The following is a 16,585-nucleotide window of genomic DNA, read 5'->3' on the forward strand; positions in this document are numbered from 1 at the left end:
ACCCCACGGGTGGGGGTGGGGGGGCAAATCGTTCTCGGGGGTGTCCGCGGCGTGCCCGGGGGGGGGCCCGGGCCCCCCCCCGGCGGGGGGGGGGGCCCCGGGCCCCCGGGGCCGGGCGGACCGGCCGGGTCAGCCGGATCCCCCGCCGGAGGATCCGGCGGCGCCGGGCTCCGCGTCCTCCCCGCGCGCCAGCCGGCTGTGGCGGCGGCTGTAGAGGAAGTACACGACGACGCCGATCGCCATCCAGACGCCGAACCGGATCCAGGTCTCGGCGGGCAGGTTGAGCATCAGCCACAGCGAGGCCGCCACCGACACGATCGGCAGCACCGGCACCCACGGGGCGCGGAAGGCGCGGGGCAGGTCGGGCCGGGTGCGGCGGAGGATGAGCACGCTGATCGCGACGATGACGAAGGCGAACAGCGTGCCGATGTTCACCAGCGCGGCCAGTTCGTTGAGCGGGGTGAAGCCGGCCAGCACCGCGATGAGGACGCCGAGCAGGACGGTCGGCCGGTGCGGGGTCTTGAAGCGCGGGTGGACCCGGGAGAAGAAGCGGGGCAGCAGCCCGTCGCGGCTCATCGCGAAGAACACCCGGGTCTGGCCGAGCAGCAGGATCATGCAGACGGTCGTCAGGCCGACGGCGGCCCCGAAGCTGATGAAGCCGGCGAACCAGGGATGTCCGGTGGCCTTGAACGCGTCCGCGAGCGGGGCGTCCACGGACAGTTCGGTGTAGTGCTGCATGCCGGTGACGACGATCGACACCAGGACGTACAGCAGGGTGCAGATGAACAGCGAGCCGAGGATGCCGCGGGGCATGTCGCGCTGCGGGTTCTTGGTCTCCTCCGCGGCCGTGGCGACGATGTCGAAGCCGATGAAGGCGAAGAAGACCACCGAGGCGGCGGTGAAGATGCCCATCACGCCGAAGTTGGCCGGGGCCCAGCCGAACATCAGCTGGATCAGCGGGGAGTCGAGGCTCTGACCGGCCGGGACGGGCTGGGCGGGCGGGATGAACGGGTCGTAGTTGTCGGCGGTGATGAAGAAGGCGCCGGCGATGATCACGACCAGCACGACGGTCACCTTGACGGCGACGACGACCGAGGTGACCCGGGCGGACAGCTTCATGCCGAGGACGAGGATGCCGGTGAGCACCAGCACCAGGGCGGCGGCGAGGATGTCGAAGCCGAACACGTCGGAGCCCTCGCGGCTGCCGAGCACCGCGGGCATCTCCCACCCGGCGTTCTCCATGAGCGACTGGATGTAGCCCGACCAGCCGACGGCCACCACCGCCGTGCCGAGCGCGAACTCCAGGACCAGGTCCCAGCCGATGATCCAGGCCGGCAGCTCGCCCAGGGAGGCGTACGAGAACGTGTACGCGGAGCCCGCCACGGGGACGGTGGAGGCGAACTCGGCGTAGCAGAGCGCGGCGAGCGCGCAGACGACACCGGCCACCGCGAAGGCCACGGCGGTGGCCGGCCCGGCGTTGTCCTTGGCGACCGTACCGGTGAGGACGAAGATGCCGGTGCCGATGATGACGCCGACGCCGAAGACGGTGAGATCCAGCGCGGACAGGGACTTCTTGAGGGCGTGCTCGGGCTCCTCGGTGTCGCGGATGGACTCCTCCACCTTCTTCGTCCGGAAGAGGGGGCTTGTCACGGGTACCTCCCACGCTTGTCGTCCTCGACATGATCGAGAGGGGGCGTGGTGCGCATGCCCCGACGCGGGCGCCTTCACGCGAGCGGGCCGCGCGCGCCACTTTTCACAGTGGCACGCGCGGCCCGTCCGGACCACGTGAGCGCGACCGGCCCCGTGACGGCGTGCCGCGCGCGGACGGCGGGTCAGTCCCGGGCGGGCTCCACCGAGTCGACGGCGTCCGCGGAGGAGCGCTCGTACTTCCCGTCCAGCTTGGCCACGAGGCCGGTGACCTGGCGGGCGACGTCCGGGGCGGTCAGCCCGATCTCGGCGAGCACCTCGGCGCGCGAGGCGTGGTCGAGGAAGCGCGGCGGGATGCCGAAGTCGCGCAGCGGCATGTCCACCCCGGCGTCGCGCAGCGCCTGGGCGACGGCGGAGCCGACACCGCCGACGCGCGAGTTGTCCTCGACGGTGACGACGACGCGGTGCTTCGCGGCGAGCGGGGCCATGGCCTCGTCGACGGGCTTGACCCAGCGCGGGTCGACGACGGTGGTGGAGATGCCCTGCCGGTCCAGCAGCGACGCGACCTCCAGGCACATCGGCGCGAGCGCTCCCACGGAGACCAGCAGCACGTCGGGGGCGTCGGTGCCGGGCTCGCGCAGCACGTCCATGCCGCCGACGCGGCCCACCGCGGGCACGGCGGGGCCGACGGCGCCCTTGGAGAAGCGCACCACGGTGGGGGCGTCCTCGACGGCGACGGCCTCGCGGAGCTGGGCGCGCACCTGGTCGGCGTCGCGCGGGGCGGCGAGCCGGAGGCCGGGCACGACCTGGAGGATCGACATGTCCCACATGCCGTTGTGGGAGGCGCCGTCGGTGCCGGTGACGCCGGCCCGGTCCAGCACGAAGGTCACCCCGCACCGGTGCAGGGCCACGTCCATGAGCACCTGGTCGAAGGCGCGGTTCAGGAAGGTGGCGTACACGGCGAAGACGGGGTGGACGCCCGCGTGGGCGAGGCCGGCGGCGGAGACCGCGCCGTGCTGCTCGGCGATGCCGACGTCGTAGACCCGGTCGGGGAAGCGCTTGGCGAACTTGTCGAGGCCGACCGGCTGGAGCATGGCGGCGGTGATGGCCACGACGTCCTCGCGCTCCTCGCCGAGCTTGACCATCTCCTCGCCGAAGACGGACGTCCAGTCGGCGCCCGAGGTGGCGATCGGCAGGCCCGTGTCGGGGTGGATCTTGCCGACGGCGTGGAAGCGGTCCGCCTCGTCCTGGAGGGCGGGCTGGTAGCCGCGGCCCTTCTCGGTGATGCAGTGCACGATCACCGGGCCGTTGAACCGCTTGGCGCGGGCCAGCGCGGACTCCAGGGCCTCGATGTCGTGGCCGTCGATGGGGCCGACGTACTTCAGGCCGAGGTCCTCGAACATGCCCTGCGGGGCGATGAAGTCCTTCAGGCCCTTCTTCGCGCCGTGCAGGGTGTCGTAGAGGGCCTGGCCGACGACCGGGGTGCGCTCCAGGAGGTCCTTGGTGCGGGTCAGGAAGCGCTCGTAGCCGTCGGTGGTGCGCAGGGTCGCCAGGTGGTTGGCGAGGCCGCCGATGGTGGGCGAGTAGGAGCGCTCGTTGTCGTTGACGACGATGACCAGCGGGCGGTCCTTGGCGTCGGCGATGTTGTTGAGCGCCTCCCAGGCCATGCCGCCGGTGAGGGCTCCGTCGCCGATGACCGCGACGACGTGGCTGTCGTCGCGCTTCATGAGCTGGTTGGCCTTGGCGATGCCGTCGGCCCAGCCGAGGACGGTGGAGGCGTGGCTGTTCTCGATGACGTCGTGCTCGGACTCGGCCTGCGAGGGGTAGCCCGAGAGGCCGCCCTTCATCTTCAGCTTGGAGAAGTCCTGCCGGCCGGTCAGCAGTTTGTGCACGTAGGACTGGTGGCCGGTGTCCCAGAGGACCTTGTCCTTGGGGGACTCGAACACCCGGTGCAGGGCGATGGTGAGCTCCACCACGCCGAGGTTGGGGCCGAGGTGGCCGCCGGTCTTGGAGACCGCGTCGACGAGAAAGGTCCGGATCTCCCCGGCCAGCTGGTCGAGCTCCTCCAGGGTGAGCCGGTCCAGATCGCGCGGTCCCCTGATGCGGGTCAGCAGCGGCACCCGTGCCTCCTTGCAGTAGAGCTGATCGAGCTGTTGCCGGGCGGGTCGAGTCTAATCTTCCGCTCAACCGATCGTTCCCGGGGCGGTGCGTCGTACGTCACCCGTTCGGCAGTACCCCGCATCCCGTCCCCCGCGACACGACTGTGCCCGGCGCCTGAGGAGGCGCCGGGCACAGTCACGCCCCGAGGGGCGCGGCGCTCCGTCGGCGTGCGGCTTCGCCGCGTGGGCGCGAGCGGCCGTTGGCCGGCCCGCCGCCGACGGGCCGGGGCTAGGCCCGCCCCGCGGTCTTCTGCGTCTTCCGCGTCACCGCGTCGATGACGACGGTGGCGAGCAGCACACCACCGGTGATCATGTACTGCACCGGGGAGGCGATGCCCTCCAGCGCCAGTCCGTACTGGATGGACACGATGACCATCACACCGAGCAGCGCGTCCCACGTGCGGCCACGGCCGCCGAAGAGCGAGGTGCCGCCGATCACCGCCGCGGCGATGACGTTCATCAGGAACTCACCGGTACCGGCGCCCTGGTTCGCGGAGGCGATCTTCGAGGCGACGAACAGACCGCCCATCGCGGCGAAGGTGCCGGCGATCGCGAAGACCGAGATCCGGATCAGCTCCACGTTGATGCCGGCACGGCGGGACGCCTCGACGCTGCCGCCGAGCGCGAACACCTTGCGGCCGTAGGAGGTGCGGCGCAGCACGAAGTCCGTGAGGACCAGGAAGGCCAGGAAGATCACCACGGCCAGCGGCAGACCCTTGTACTGGTTGAACACGATCGCGACGGCGAAGGCCAGGATCGCGAGCAGCGCCGTCCGCACGATGATCTCGTTCAGCGGGCGGGAGGGCACCCCGGCGGCCTCACGGCGGCGGTTGTCGAAGAACGCGGCGAGGAAGTACGCCACGGTCGCGAACAGCGCCAGACCGTACGCGGCGGCCACGTCGGTGAAGTAGTAGCTGGTCAGCTTGACGACCAGGCCCTCGGAGTCCAGGTTGATGGTGCCGTTGTCGCCGAGGATCTGGAGCATGAAGCCCTGCCAGAACAGCAGGCCGGCCAGGGTGACGGCGAAGGCGGGCACGCCGATCCGGGCGAAGATGAAGCCGTGGATCGCACCGGCGACGGTGCCCGTGAGGATCGCCAGCACCAGGGCCAGGATCTCGTTCATGCCGTTCGTGATGTTCAGCACGGCGAACGTGGCGCCCGCGACGCCGCTGACGGAACCGACCGACAGGTCGATCTCGCCGAGCAGCAGGACGAAGACGATGCCGACGGCGATCATGCCGGTGCCGACCATGGCGACGGACATGTCGGAGAAGTTGCCGGCGGTGAGGAAGTTGCCGTTCAGGCTGGTGAAGATGGCCCAGATGACCAGCAGGCCGACCACCACGGGGAGGGAGCCGAGGTCACCCGCCTTCATCTTCCGCTTGAACTCGTTCCAGTAGCCCGCCAGCCCCTGTTCGCGCACCAGCAGCCGGGGGTCGACCGCGGTGACCGCCTTGGCGGCCGCGTCGGGGTTCGCCACGGAGTGGTCCTCGGCGGCGGGGGTGGAGGTCTTCTCGGTGCTCACTTCGTGATCTCCCCATTGGTGCGCGCCGCACGACGGGTCACGGCGTTGTCCGTGGCGCCCGTGATGGCGGAGATGATTTCTTCCTGCGAGGTCGACTTGACCTCGAAGACGCCGTTGTTGCGCCCGAGGCGCAGGACGGCGACCTTGTCCGCCACGGCCTTCACGTCCGCCATGTTGTGGCTGATGAGGATGACCGCGTGGCCGCGCTCGCGCAGCCGCTCGACCAGGTCGAGGACCTGCGCGGTCTGCTCGACGCCGAGGGCGGCGGTGGGCTCGTCCAGGATGACCAGCTTGGGCTCGCCGAGCATGGACCGGGCGATGGCGACCACCTGGCGCTGTCCACCGGACAGCGAGGCGATCGGGATGCGGACGCTGGGGATGCGGATCGACAGGGTGTCGAGGAGCTCGCGGGAGCGGCGCTCCATCTCCACCTCGTCCAGGACGCCGCGCCTGCGCAGCTCCCGGCCCAGGTAGAGGTTGCCGACGACGTCGATGTTGTCGCACAGCGCGAGGTCCTGGTACACCGTCGCGATGCCCAGGTTCTGGGCGTCGTGCGGCTTGCTGATCTGCACGGGCCTGCCGTCCCACTCGATGACGCCTTCATCGATGGGGTGCACGCCGGCGATCGTCTTGACCAGCGTGGACTTTCCGGCACCGTTGTCGCCCACCAGGGCGACCACTTCACCGGCGTGGACCTCAAGCTCGACGTCGGTGAGCGCCTGGACGGCACCGAACCGCTTGGAGACCCCGCGCAACGCCAGCACGGGCGTAGCGGACACGTGAACCATCTCCTTCGCCGCCTGACCCGGCGGGAGGTTGTGCAAGGGATTGGGGGGTGGTGTTCCGTCCGGCGCCCCGCGTAGCTTGCGGGGCTGATGTGTGCGGGGCGCCGGCGGAAGCGCGTGGCAGTCGTCCCGTCGGGGAGTCCGGGTCTGCGGACTCCCCTTGTCGACGGGCGGCGGGACTGCTTACTTGAGGCCGATCTTGTCGCAGGCGGCCTTGTACTTGCCGGCGCAGATCTCCTGGACGGTGTAGATGCCGTCCTTGATCACGGTGTCGTTGATGTTGTCCTGGGTCAGCGAGACGACCGGGACGATCACCGACGGGATCCCCTTGGTGGTGGGGCTGTCGACCTTGTCCTTGGCGATGGAGTCCAGCGACTTGCCCTGGGCCAGCGCGACGGCCATCTCCGCGGCGACCTCCGCCTCCTGCGGGTACGGCTTGTAGACGCTCATGTACTGCTCACCGGTCACGATGCGCTGCACGCCCGCGAGTTCGGCGTCCTGGCCGGTGACCGGGATGTTCTTCATGCCCGCGGCCTTGAGGGCGGTGATGATGCCGCCCGCCATGCCGTCGTTGGCGGAGTAGACGCCGACGATCTTGTCCTTGCCGAGGGCGGAGATGGCGCCCTCCATGTTGGCGTTGGCGTTCTCGGGCTTCCACTCCTTGGTGTCGTACTCGCGCCCGATCTTGACCTTGCCGTCGAGGACGGAGTGCGCGCCCTCCTTGAACATGGCGGCGTTCGGGTCGGTGGAGGAGCCGTTCATCATGACGATCTGACCGTCCTTGGCCTTGTCGCCCAGCGCCTCGAGCAGGGCCTCGCCCTGCGTCTTGCCGACGGTCACGTTGTCGAACGACGTGTAGGCGTCGATCGGGCCCTCGGCGAGGCGGTCGTAGGCGACGACGGGGATGCCCGCGTCCTTGGCCTTCTTCACGGAGCCGGCGATGGCCTTGGAGTCCACCGCGTCCACGATGAGCACGTCGACCTTGTTGGTCACCATCGTGTCGACCTGCTGGTTCTGCAGGCTGGCGTCCTGCTTGGCGTTGGCGTAGACCACCTCGCCCTTGTTGTTCGTGAGCTCCTTGACCTTCTTCTCGATCAAGGGCTTGTCGAGCTTCTCGTACCGCGCGGTCTGGTTCTCCGGCAGGAGCAGACCGACCTTGATGTCGTCGCCCTTGGCGGCGGCGGATTCACCCGAGTCGCTCTTGTCGCCGGACTCCGCGGCGCTGCCACAGGCGGCGAGCGAGACGGCCATCGCACCCGCGGCGATGGCGAAGGCGGCACGACGCATACGCGTGTTCACTTCTACAAAACCTCCCTGACGAGGCCGCGTCGTTGCGGCCGAGGTGGCTGGAAGTCAACTCGGCCACACGTGCGACGTCAAGAAGTAAATCCTTAACGAGATGGCAACGGTGCCATCCGTTCTCTAAGTGAAGGCAGGGGCGGACGCGGCGAGGGTCCCCGTCGCAGTTCCGTCCAGAAGGGTCGAATCGCCCATCTCGCTCAGCGCCAGGGCGAGGGCGCCCAGCACCTCCGCGCGGCCCCCGAGTGCCCCTGGAAGAACGGAGAGTTGACGCGCCGCACTGGGGATGGCGTAGCGTCCCACGGACTCCCTTATGGGGCCCAGGACCAGCTCGCCGGCCTCGGCCAGATCGCCGCCGAGCACGACCCGGCTCGGGTTCAGGAGATTGCACAGATTGGCGACACCGCTGCCGATGTGACGGCCCACGTCGGCGATCACCCGGCGGCATCCCGGGTCGCCGTCCCGGGCCAGCCGTACGACGCCCTCCATGGTCAAGTCCGTGCCGTGGCTGGGCTGGAGGAGCGGCAGCACGTAGCGCGCGGCCGTGAAGGTCTCCAGGCAGCCGCGGTTGCCGCAGCGGCAGACCGGGCCGGACTCGTCGAGGGTGATGTGCCCGATCTCGCCCGCGGTGCCGCCCGGACCGCGGTAGATCTTCCCGCTGATCACCAGGCCTGCGCCGACACCGCTGGCGACCTTGATGTACGCCAGGTCGCGCACGCCCCGGCCGCTGCCCCACACCATCTCGCCTAGGGCGCCGAGGTTGGCGTCGTTGTCCACGTGCACCGGCACGCCGAGCCGCCCCCGCAGCTCCTCGGCGGGACGGGTCCCGGACCAGCCGGGCAGGATCGCGGTGGACCCGAGGGTGCCGGACTCGACGTCGATCGGGCCGGGCACGCCGAGCCCGACGCCCGCGACCTTGGACCGGTCCACCCCGGTGGCCTCGATCAGCCGGTTGACCAGCTGTTCCGCCCGGCCGAAGCCCTGGGACGAGGAGGCGTCCACGTCCAGCGGCTCGGACTCCTCCGCCAGCACCTGGTGAGCGAGGTTCCCCACCGCGACCCGCAGGTGGGTGTGGCCGAAGTCGACCCCGATGACGATGCCGGCGTCCCCGCTGAGCGACACGCTGCGGGCCCGGCGTCCCCCCGCCGACGTGGGGGTCACCTCGACCGTGCCGCCGTCCTTGAGCTCCCGGACGATGTTGGAGACCGTGGCCGCGGACAGTCCGGTCGTCCTCGCGATCTCCGCCTGGGTGAGGGACCCCGCCAGACGTACTGCCCGGACGACCCGCTCCAGGTTGGCTCGGTGCAGCGACGACTGCGACCCCGGAGTCTCCACGACGACCTCCTGCGCGCGGGGCCGCTTCGGCGGGGCCCCGTTCATGTCCAACTAGTGAACTCTAAGCTGAGCCGTTCGGGTCGCCTCCCGTCAAGAGGTTGAACCGTTTCCGGGTGCATGGACACACGCGCACACGCCGCTCCCTGGGGCGGGAGCGGCGTGTGAACGGTGGATTCCGCTGCGTTACTTCAAGGTGGCGGAGGTGAGGCCGGCCTGCACCTGCCGCTGGAAGGACAGGTAGACCACCAGCATGGGCACCATGGCGATGGTCACGCCGGCGAAGAGCACCGGCAGGTCGGAGGCGTAGCCCTGCTGCTGCTGGAGCTGGATGAGGCCCTGGGTGAGCACGTAGCGCTCCGGGTCGTCACCGCTCTGCGGCTGCATCAGCACGGTCGGCAGGATGTACTGGTTCCACTGGCCGAGCGTGTTGAAGATCCCGACGCTGATCAGTCCGGGCTTGGCCATCGGCAGCATGACCTGGAAGAACGTCCGGGTGTGCGAGGCGCCGTCCAGGATCGCCGCCTCGAAGACCGCCGTGGGCAGGGTCCGGAAGAAGGCGTGCATGAAGAACACCGTGAACGGCAGCGAGTAGGCCACGTACACCAGGGCCAGGCCGTGGTAGGTGTTCAGCATGTCGAGCCGCTTGACCATGAAGAACAGCGGCACGAGGGCGAGGAAGACGGGGAACATCGCGCCCGCGACGAAGAAGTAGTACAGCAGGCGGTTGCCCCGGAACTCGTAGCGGGCCAGCACGTAGGCGGCCATCGAGCCGAACAGCATGGTCAGCGGCACCGAGATCACCAGCACGATCACGGTGCTGGTGAAGTAGTCGCCGATGCCCTTCTCCCAGGCGCGGGAGAAGACGCCGAGGTCCCAGTTCTGCGGCCAGCCGAAGGCCGAGGCGCCGATCTGCGCGTCGGTCTTGAAACTGCTCAGCACCAGCCACAGCAGCGGCAGCACGATCAGCACCGCCCACACGGCGAGGAAGCCGTGCGAGAAGACGTTCAGCACCACGCCCTCGCCGCGCCGGTCACCGGGGCGGACGGCGCCCTTGCTCACCGGGGGCGGGGGCGGGGTGGAGTCGCCGGCGGGGGCGGTTTCCTTCAGGGGTGCGCTCATCGTCGTTGCTCCGCCCTCAGAACTCGATGCGCTCGCGACGGGTGGCGCGCAGCATGACCACGGACACGATCAGGGTGAGGAGCAGCATGACCACGCCCATGGCGCAGGCGTAGCCGCTGCGGCCGTACAGCAGGAAGTTGCGCATCATCACGGTGGACATGACCTCGCTGTGGTGGTCGGGTCCGCCGCCGTAGTCGCCGGCGGTCATGGTGGAGACCAGGATGAACATGTCCATCGCCGCGATGCCGAGGTAGACCCAGGCGGTCTGCACGGAGTCCCAGAGCAGCGGCAGGGTGATGCGGAAGAACGACTGGGTGCGGCTCGCCCCGTCGATCAGGGCGGCCTCGTAGATGTCCTTGGGAATGGACTGCATGGCCGCGGAGAAAAGCACCAGATAGAAGCCGACGCCGTGCCAGACGACGACCGCCATGAGGGCCCACAGCACGACGTTCGGCTCGTTGAGCCATTCCACCGGATTGCTCGCGTCGACCAGTCCGAGTTCGATCAGGAGGCCGTTCAGCATGCCGCCGCCGTCGCTGCGGTAGACGGCGCCGAAGAGGACGGCGAGGATCGCCAGCGACAGCACCTGCGGGAAGAAATAGATCACCCGGTAGTACTTCGATCCGGCGACTCCGGAGACCCCTCCGGAACGGCCGCGTCCGCCCGCGTTCAGCATGAACGCGAAGAACAGCGCGAGCAGAATGGTGATCACCGGGATGAACACCAGGAACAGGATGTTGTGCCAGATGGCACCCATGAAGATGTCGTCCTCGAACAACGCCGTGTAGTTGTCCAGGCCGATGAACTCGAAGGTCTGCGACTGTCCCTTCCAGTCGGTCAGCGAATAGCCGAAGGTCTGGATGTACGGCCAGATCACGAAGATCAGATAGAGCGCCACGGGAAAGAGGAGAAATCCCGCGACGAACCGGTGCTGCCCTGTGCGCATGGTGTCCCTGCCCCTGGGTGTGGCCGCCGCGGACCGGGATCCCTTCCCGGCCCGCGGCGGTCGTCGGTCGAGCGAGATCAGTCGCGGCGGTTCTTCTTCGAGGCCGGGTCCTTGGCCTGCTTGTCGACCGCGGCCTGGGCCCGCTTGAGCCATTCCTTGGGCTGGATGCGCCGGGCCATCAGCTCGTTGGAGGCGTTCTCGATGGCGGCGCCCATCTCGCTGTACCACTCGGTGTACAGGTAGCGGAAGGTGTTGTCGCCGGCCGCCTTGGTCGCCTCGACCGTGGACTGGGTGCCCGGCCGCAGCTCGACGCCGGGGTCGACGCCGTCCTTGAGGATGGTCAGCGAGTTGGCCTCCTTGGCGAACAGCGTCGACCACTCCCTGGAGAGCATCATCCGCATGAACTCCTTGGCCGCGGGCTGGTTCTTGGCCTTGGACGGGATGATGAAGGGCTCGCCGGAGCCGGCCCGGATCGCCTCGAACGGCAGGGCGCTGCCGGGCAGCAGCGGCATCGGCAGGAACTTCATGTCGAAGTCGTCCGGCGTCGTCTTGAGCTGCTCGTTCTCGAGCCAGGAGCCGCTGGTGATGAACGCGGCCTTGTACTGGTTCCAGCGGGTCTGCGACTCGGTGTGGGTCAGGCCGTTGGTGCCGGGCATCAAATAGCCCTTCTCCACGACCTCGTAGATCGCCTCGATGGCCTCCGTGGCGGCGTCGGAGCCGACGAACGCCTTGGGGTCGAGGTTGTCGATCGCCTTCATGGCGTCCAGGCCGCCCTTCTTGGCGATCAGGTCCATGATGGCGACGTTGATGTAGTACGGGAACTTGCCCTGGTGGGCGAGGCCGCCGATGCCCTGCGCCTTGGCGTCCGCGCAGACGGCGAGGAAGTCCGCCCAGGTCTTCGGCGGCTCCCAGCCCTTCTCCTGGAAGAGCTTGCCGGAGTACCACAGGCCCCACACCGTGTAGATGTAGTTGAGGGCGACGACCTTGCCCTCCTGCATGCCGGTGTCGAGCGTGCCGGGGATGAGGGTGTCGCGCACCTTGGTGCCGGGGTCGTCGATCGACGGGGCGTCCAGCACCTCGGCGAGGTCCAGGAGCTGGCCGTTCCTGTACAGCACGTCGATCGGGATCTGCTGGGCGCCGGAGTCGTCGACGATGTCCGGCGGGTTGCCGGCGTTGAAGCGGGGCTGGAGCTTGCCCGTGATCTCCTGGGTGCCGGTGTGGACCGACGTCACTCCCCATTTCTTCTCGAACGAGGCTTCCCAGGCTTTCGCGTAGTCGTCGCCGTAACCGCCCTTGAAGATGACGATGTCGAGTTTGCTGCCTTCCTTGACGCCGAAGGGGTTGGATTCGGTCGTCTCGCCCTTGTTGTCACCGGAGTCGCCCTCCCCGCCGCCGCCACTGGCACAGGCGGACAGGAAGCTCATCGTGGGGACGGACAGCAGGCCGAGTGCGGCGGACCGTTTGATCAGGTCACGGCGCCCCACACCACTCGTGTCACCGGTGCCGTTGCTGCCGACGGAAGTGGATCCCATGCTCAAGTCCTCGCCTTCTCCAGGACTCAGGCGGTGAACCGGATCCTTCCCGGCACCGCGTTCGGGTCAAGCTGGGTCGTGCAGGAAGTGCGGCTGGTACGGGTCGGGTGCGGTGAAGATTGCCCCGGAGTGCCGACAGGTATAGTCCACTTCACGCCGACGGAGCAAGATCGAATGCAAGGTTCCCCTTACGTCTTTTCCGAGTTGAGACCTCACGGAAATAAGAGCCTCGGATGCCTTGCGCAGCGGAAAAGTCCGCGCCATCGTCGGCGAATGCGCCCATCAACCCCCTTGACATCATCGGTCACCTGACCCACTACTGGTCCTTGCGTACTGCAATTGACAACGTTGTCCAACGCAGGGAGGGTGCTCGCGCATGCAACAGAGGGTTCGGCACAGATGGGGAACGGCGGTCGTCGCGACGACCGCCTTCGCCTTGGCCGCGGGCTCACAGGGCGTCGCCGTGGCGCTCCCCGAGGCGCCGCCGAGGACCGACCGGGAGTTCTCCTCGTCGTTCGAGTCCGGGGACCCCGCCCCGGACTGGCTGAACACCGTGGAGACCACGCGCGGCGGCGCACGCGCCTCCGGCGTCGACGGCGGCTACAGCGCCGGCATACCCGGCAACATCACCGACGACGTCACGAAGGTCCGCGCGAGCGCGGAGAACACCAGCGGCCGGGAGGTGAAGGAGCACCTCGTCGACAGCCTGGCCGGCACCAAGTGGCTGGCCTTCGAGCCCACCGCCTGGCTGGAGTTCGACTTCGACGCGCCGGTCGAGGTGCTGCGCTACGCGCTCACCTCCGCCAACGACCACGAGGAGCGCGACCCGCGCGACTGGACCCTCAAGGGCTCCGCCGACGGCGAGAACTGGACGACCCTCGACACCCGCTCGGGCGAGACGTTCGAGGAGCGCTTCCAGACGAAGACGTACCCGCTGGACGCGTCGGCCGTCGGCGCGTACCGGCACTTCCGGCTGGAGATCACCAGGAACGGCAGCGGCAACCTGGTGCAGCTCGCCGACGTGCAGTTCGCGGCCGGCGGCGAGGACGAACCGGTCCCCGGGAACATGCTGTCGCTGGTCGACCACGGCCCGACCGGCTCCCCGACCGCGAAGGCCCGGGCGGGCTTCACCGGCCTGCGGGCGCTGCGCTACGCCGGCCGGCACCTCGCCGACGGGCGGGCGTACTCGTACAACAAGGTGTTCGACGTCGACGTGAAGGTCGAGCGGGACACCCAGCTGTCCTACCGGGTGTTCCCGTCGATGGCGGACGGCGACCTCGACTACGACGCCACGAACGTCGCCGTCGACCTCGCCTTCACCGACGGCACCTATCTGAGCGACCTGCGCGCCACCGACCAGCACGGCTTCCCGCTCACCCCGCGTGGCCAGGGCGACGCCAAGGTGCTGTACGTCAACCAGTGGAACAACGTGGTCTCCCGGATCGGCTCGGTGGCCAGGGGCAAGACGGTCGACCGGATCCTGGTGGCGTACGACTCCCCCAAGGGCCCGGCGAAGTTCCGCGGCTGGCTGGACGACGTGGCGCTGAAGCGGGTGCGGCCCGAGCCGCCGAAGGCGCATCTGTCGGACTACGCGGTGACCACCCGCGGCACCCACTCCAGCGGCAGCTTCTCGCGCGGCAACACCTTCCCCGCGACGGCGGTGCCGCACGGTTTCAACTTCTGGACCCCGGTGACCAACGCCGGGTCGGACAGCTGGCTCTACGAGTACGCGGCGGGCAACAACGACGACAACCTGCCCACGATCCAGGCGTTCAGCGCGAGCCACGAGCCGAGCCCGTGGATGGGCGACCGGCAGACCTTCCAGGTGATGCCGTCGGCCGCGAAGGGCGCGCCGGAGACCGGCCGTGACGCGCGCGAGCTGGCCTTCCGTCACGAGAACGAGACCGCCCGGCCGTACTACTACGGGGTGCGCTTCGAGAACGGCGTGAAGGCCGAGATGGCGCCGACGGACCACGCGGCGATGATGCGCTTCACCTACCCCGGTGACGACGCGAGCGTGATCTTCGACAACGTCACGGACCAGGCGGGGCTGACGCTGAACGAGGAGGACTCCTCCTTCACCGGCTACTCGGACGTGAAGTCCGGCCTGTCCACCGGCGCGACCCGGCTTTTCGTCTACGGCGAGTTCGACAAGAAGGCCATCGACGGCGACAGCGAGGGCGAGCGCGGCCACCTGCGCTTCGACGCGGGCAAGGACCGCACGGTCACCCTCCGCCTGGCCACCTCGCTGATCAGCGTCGACCAGGCGAAGGACAACCTGCGCCAGGAGATCGGGCGCAAGACCTCCTTCGAGAAGGTCAAGCGGGACGCGCAGCGCCAGTGGGACCGCATCCTCGGCAAGGTCGAGGTCGAGGGCGCCACGCCCGACCAGCTGACCACGCTCTACTCCAGCCTCTACCGGCTGTACCTGTACCCGAACTCGGGCTTCGAGAAGGTCGACGGAAAGTACAAGTACGCCTCGCCGTTCTCGAGGATGCCGGAGCCGGACACGCCGACCCACACGGGCGCGAAGATCGTGGACGGCAAGGTGTACGTCAACAACGGCTTCTGGGACACCTACCGGACGACCTGGCCGGCGTACTCCTTCCTGACCCCGTCCAAGGCCGGTGAGCTGGTCGACGGGTTCGTGCAGCACTACAAGGACGGCGGCTGGACCTCGCGCTGGTCCTCCCCCGGCTACGCGGACCTGATGACCGGCACCTCCTCGGACGTCGCCTTCGCGGACGCCTACGTCAAGGGCGTCGACACCTTCGACGCGAAGGCCGCGTACGACGCCGCGGTGAAGAACGCCACCGTGGTGCCCCCGTCGTCCGGTGTGGGCCGCAAGGGCATGGCGACCTCGCCGTTCCTCGGCTACACCAGCACCGAGACCCACGAGGGCCTGTCCTGGGCCCTGGAGGGCTACCTCAACGACTACGGCATCGCCAGGATGGGCGAGGCGCTGTACGAGAAGACGGGTGACAAGCGCTACCAGGAGGAGTCCGCGTACTTCCTCGACCGGGCGCAGGACTACGTCAACCTGTTCGACTCCGAGGCGGGCTTCTTCCAGGGCCGCGACCTCGAGGGCGACTGGCGGGTGAAGTCCTCCGCGTACGACCCCCGGGTGTGGGGCTACGACTACACGGAGACCAACGGCTGGGGCTACGCGTTCACCGCCGCCCAGGACAGCCGGGGCCTCGCCAACCTGTACGGCGGGCGCAAGGGCCTCGCCGACAAGCTGGACGAGTACCTCTCCACGCCCGAGACGGCCTCCCCGGACCTCAAGGGCTCCTACGGCGGCGTCATCCACGAGATGATCGAGGCGCGCGACGTGCGGATGGGCATGTACGGCCACTCCAACCAGGTGGCCCACCACGCCCTGTACATGTACGACGCGGCCGGGCAGCCCTGGAAGACGCAGAAGAACGTGCGCGAGGTGCTGTCCCGTCTCTACACCGGCAGTGAGATCGGGCAGGGCTACCACGGCGACGAGGACAACGGCGAGCAGTCCGCCTGGTACCTGTTCTCCTCGCTCGGCTTCTACCCGCTGGTGATGGGCAGCGGCGAGTACGCCATCGGCTCCCCGCTGTTCACGAAGATGACCGTGCACCTGGAGAACGGCCGCGACCTGGTCGTCAAGGCGCCGAGGAACAGCGCCGAGAACGTGTACGTGCAGGGGCTGAAGGTCAACGGCAAGCGGTGGAACTCCACGGCGCTGCCGCACTCGGTGATCGCCAGGGGCGGCGTGCTGGAGTTCGACATGGGCCCGCGCCCGTCGGCGTGGGGCACCGGCGAGAACGCGGCGCCGGTGTCGATCACCCAGGACGACGAGGTGCCCACGCCCCGCTCGGACGCGCTGAAGGGCGACGGCGCCCTGTTCGACAACACCTCGGCGACCGGCGCCACGGTCACCGCGGTCGACCTGCCGGTCGAGAAGGCCGCGAAGGCGGTGCAGTACACGCTGACCTCCTCCGACCGCACCAGGGCGCCCACCGGCTGGGTGCTCCAGGGCTCGGCGGACGGCACGGCGTGGCGGGACCTGGACCGGCGCACGGACGAGTCCTTCCGCTGGGACCGGCAGACCCGCGCCTTCTCGGTCGCCGAACCGAAGGCGTACGCGCACTACCGGCTGGTGCTGACCGGTGAGGCGACACTGGCGGAGGTGGAACTGCTGAGCTGACCCCCGCTCACCTGGCGGGCCCGGACCTGGTCCGGGCCCGCCTTCTCCTTGGGCCCAC

At 69.1% G+C, this 16,585-nt stretch carries 10 protein-coding genes; 1 reads left to right on the forward strand and 9 read right to left on the reverse strand.

The annotated features are described in order from the left end of the window. Positions 1 to 129: 129 nt before the first annotated feature. From ACIQ8B_RS14660 to ngcE, 9 genes are all read right to left on the reverse strand, one after another. Positions 130 to 1,650 (reverse strand): amino acid permease, encoded by a 1,521-nt coding sequence (locus ACIQ8B_RS14660; protein ID WP_403546985.1) that lies wholly within the window; start codon positions 1,648 to 1,650, stop codon positions 130 to 132. A 182-nt stretch (positions 1,651 to 1,832) separates the two neighbouring features. After that, positions 1,833 to 3,767, reverse strand: coding sequence for a 1-deoxy-D-xylulose-5-phosphate synthase (gene dxs, locus ACIQ8B_RS14665; RefSeq protein WP_403546987.1), 1,935 nt, complete (start codon positions 3,765 to 3,767; stop codon positions 1,833 to 1,835). A gap of 268 nt (positions 3,768 to 4,035) precedes the next feature. Then, positions 4,036 to 5,331 (reverse strand): sugar ABC transporter permease, encoded by a 1,296-nt coding sequence (locus tag ACIQ8B_RS14670; protein ID WP_403546989.1) that lies wholly within the window; start codon positions 5,329 to 5,331, stop codon positions 4,036 to 4,038. Continuing rightward, positions 5,328 to 6,119 carry an ATP-binding cassette domain-containing protein gene (locus ACIQ8B_RS14675; protein ID WP_198602424.1) on the reverse strand — a complete coding sequence of 264 codons (792 nt, stop codon included), beginning with the start codon at positions 6,117 to 6,119 and terminating at the stop codon, positions 5,328 to 5,330. The genes ACIQ8B_RS14670 and ACIQ8B_RS14675 overlap by 4 nt, the downstream gene beginning before the upstream one ends. A 180-nt stretch (positions 6,120 to 6,299) precedes the next feature. After that, the gene (locus ACIQ8B_RS14680) at positions 6,300 to 7,403 is read right to left on the reverse strand and encodes a sugar ABC transporter substrate-binding protein (protein ID WP_198602703.1); all 1,104 of its coding nucleotides are present in this window, start codon (positions 7,401 to 7,403) and stop codon (positions 6,300 to 6,302) included. A 135-nt stretch (positions 7,404 to 7,538) separates the two neighbouring features. Further along, positions 7,539 to 8,750, reverse strand: a complete 1,212-nt coding sequence (locus ACIQ8B_RS14685) for an ROK family transcriptional regulator (protein WP_290007703.1) — start codon at positions 8,748 to 8,750, stop codon at positions 7,539 to 7,541. 183 nt (positions 8,751 to 8,933) lie between these two features. After that, positions 8,934 to 9,869 carry a carbohydrate ABC transporter permease gene (locus ACIQ8B_RS14690; RefSeq protein WP_106411929.1) on the reverse strand — a complete coding sequence of 312 codons (936 nt, stop codon included), beginning with the start codon at positions 9,867 to 9,869 and terminating at the stop codon, positions 8,934 to 8,936. Between the two features lie 16 nt (positions 9,870 to 9,885). Beyond that, positions 9,886 to 10,815: a carbohydrate ABC transporter permease gene (locus ACIQ8B_RS14695; RefSeq protein ID WP_290007656.1), complete on the reverse strand. Its 930-nt coding sequence runs from the start codon at positions 10,813 to 10,815 to the stop codon at positions 9,886 to 9,888. A gap of 77 nt (positions 10,816 to 10,892) precedes the next feature. Next, positions 10,893 to 12,347, reverse strand: a complete 1,455-nt coding sequence (gene ngcE / locus ACIQ8B_RS14700; protein WP_290007657.1) for an N-acetylglucosamine/diacetylchitobiose ABC transporter substrate-binding protein — start codon at positions 12,345 to 12,347, stop codon at positions 10,893 to 10,895. A gap of 376 nt (positions 12,348 to 12,723) precedes the next feature. On the opposite strand from ngcE, the gene ACIQ8B_RS14705 reads away from it, so the two are divergent. After that, positions 12,724 to 16,527 carry a GH92 family glycosyl hydrolase gene (locus ACIQ8B_RS14705; RefSeq protein WP_403546992.1) on the forward strand — a complete coding sequence of 1,268 codons (3,804 nt, stop codon included), beginning with the start codon at positions 12,724 to 12,726 and terminating at the stop codon, positions 16,525 to 16,527. The last annotated feature ends 58 nt before the right edge of the window (positions 16,528 to 16,585 follow it).

The organism is Streptomyces sp. NPDC096105 (genome assembly GCF_044763335.1).
In the GTDB taxonomy this organism is placed as follows: domain Bacteria; phylum Actinomycetota; class Actinomycetes; order Streptomycetales; family Streptomycetaceae; genus Streptomyces.

Coding starts and splice junctions, on each gene's coding strand:
- ACIQ8B_RS14675 (WP_198602424.1), bottom strand. CDS start 6,119: ATGGTTCACGTGTCCGCTACGCCCGTGCTGGCGTTGCGCGGGGTCTCC.
- ACIQ8B_RS14680 (WP_198602703.1), bottom strand. CDS start 7,403: ATGCGTCGTGCCGCCTTCGCCATCGCCGCGGGTGCGATGGCCGTCTCG.
- ACIQ8B_RS14690 (WP_106411929.1), bottom strand. CDS start 9,869: ATGAGCGCACCCCTGAAGGAAACCGCCCCCGCCGGCGACTCCACCCCG.
- ACIQ8B_RS14695 (WP_290007656.1), bottom strand. CDS start 10,815: ATGCGCACAGGGCAGCACCGGTTCGTCGCGGGATTTCTCCTCTTTCCC.
- ngcE (WP_290007657.1), bottom strand. CDS start 12,347: ATGGGATCCACTTCCGTCGGCAGCAACGGCACCGGTGACACGAGTGGT.
- ACIQ8B_RS14705 (WP_403546992.1), top strand. CDS start 12,724: ATGCAACAGAGGGTTCGGCACAGATGGGGAACGGCGGTCGTCGCGACG.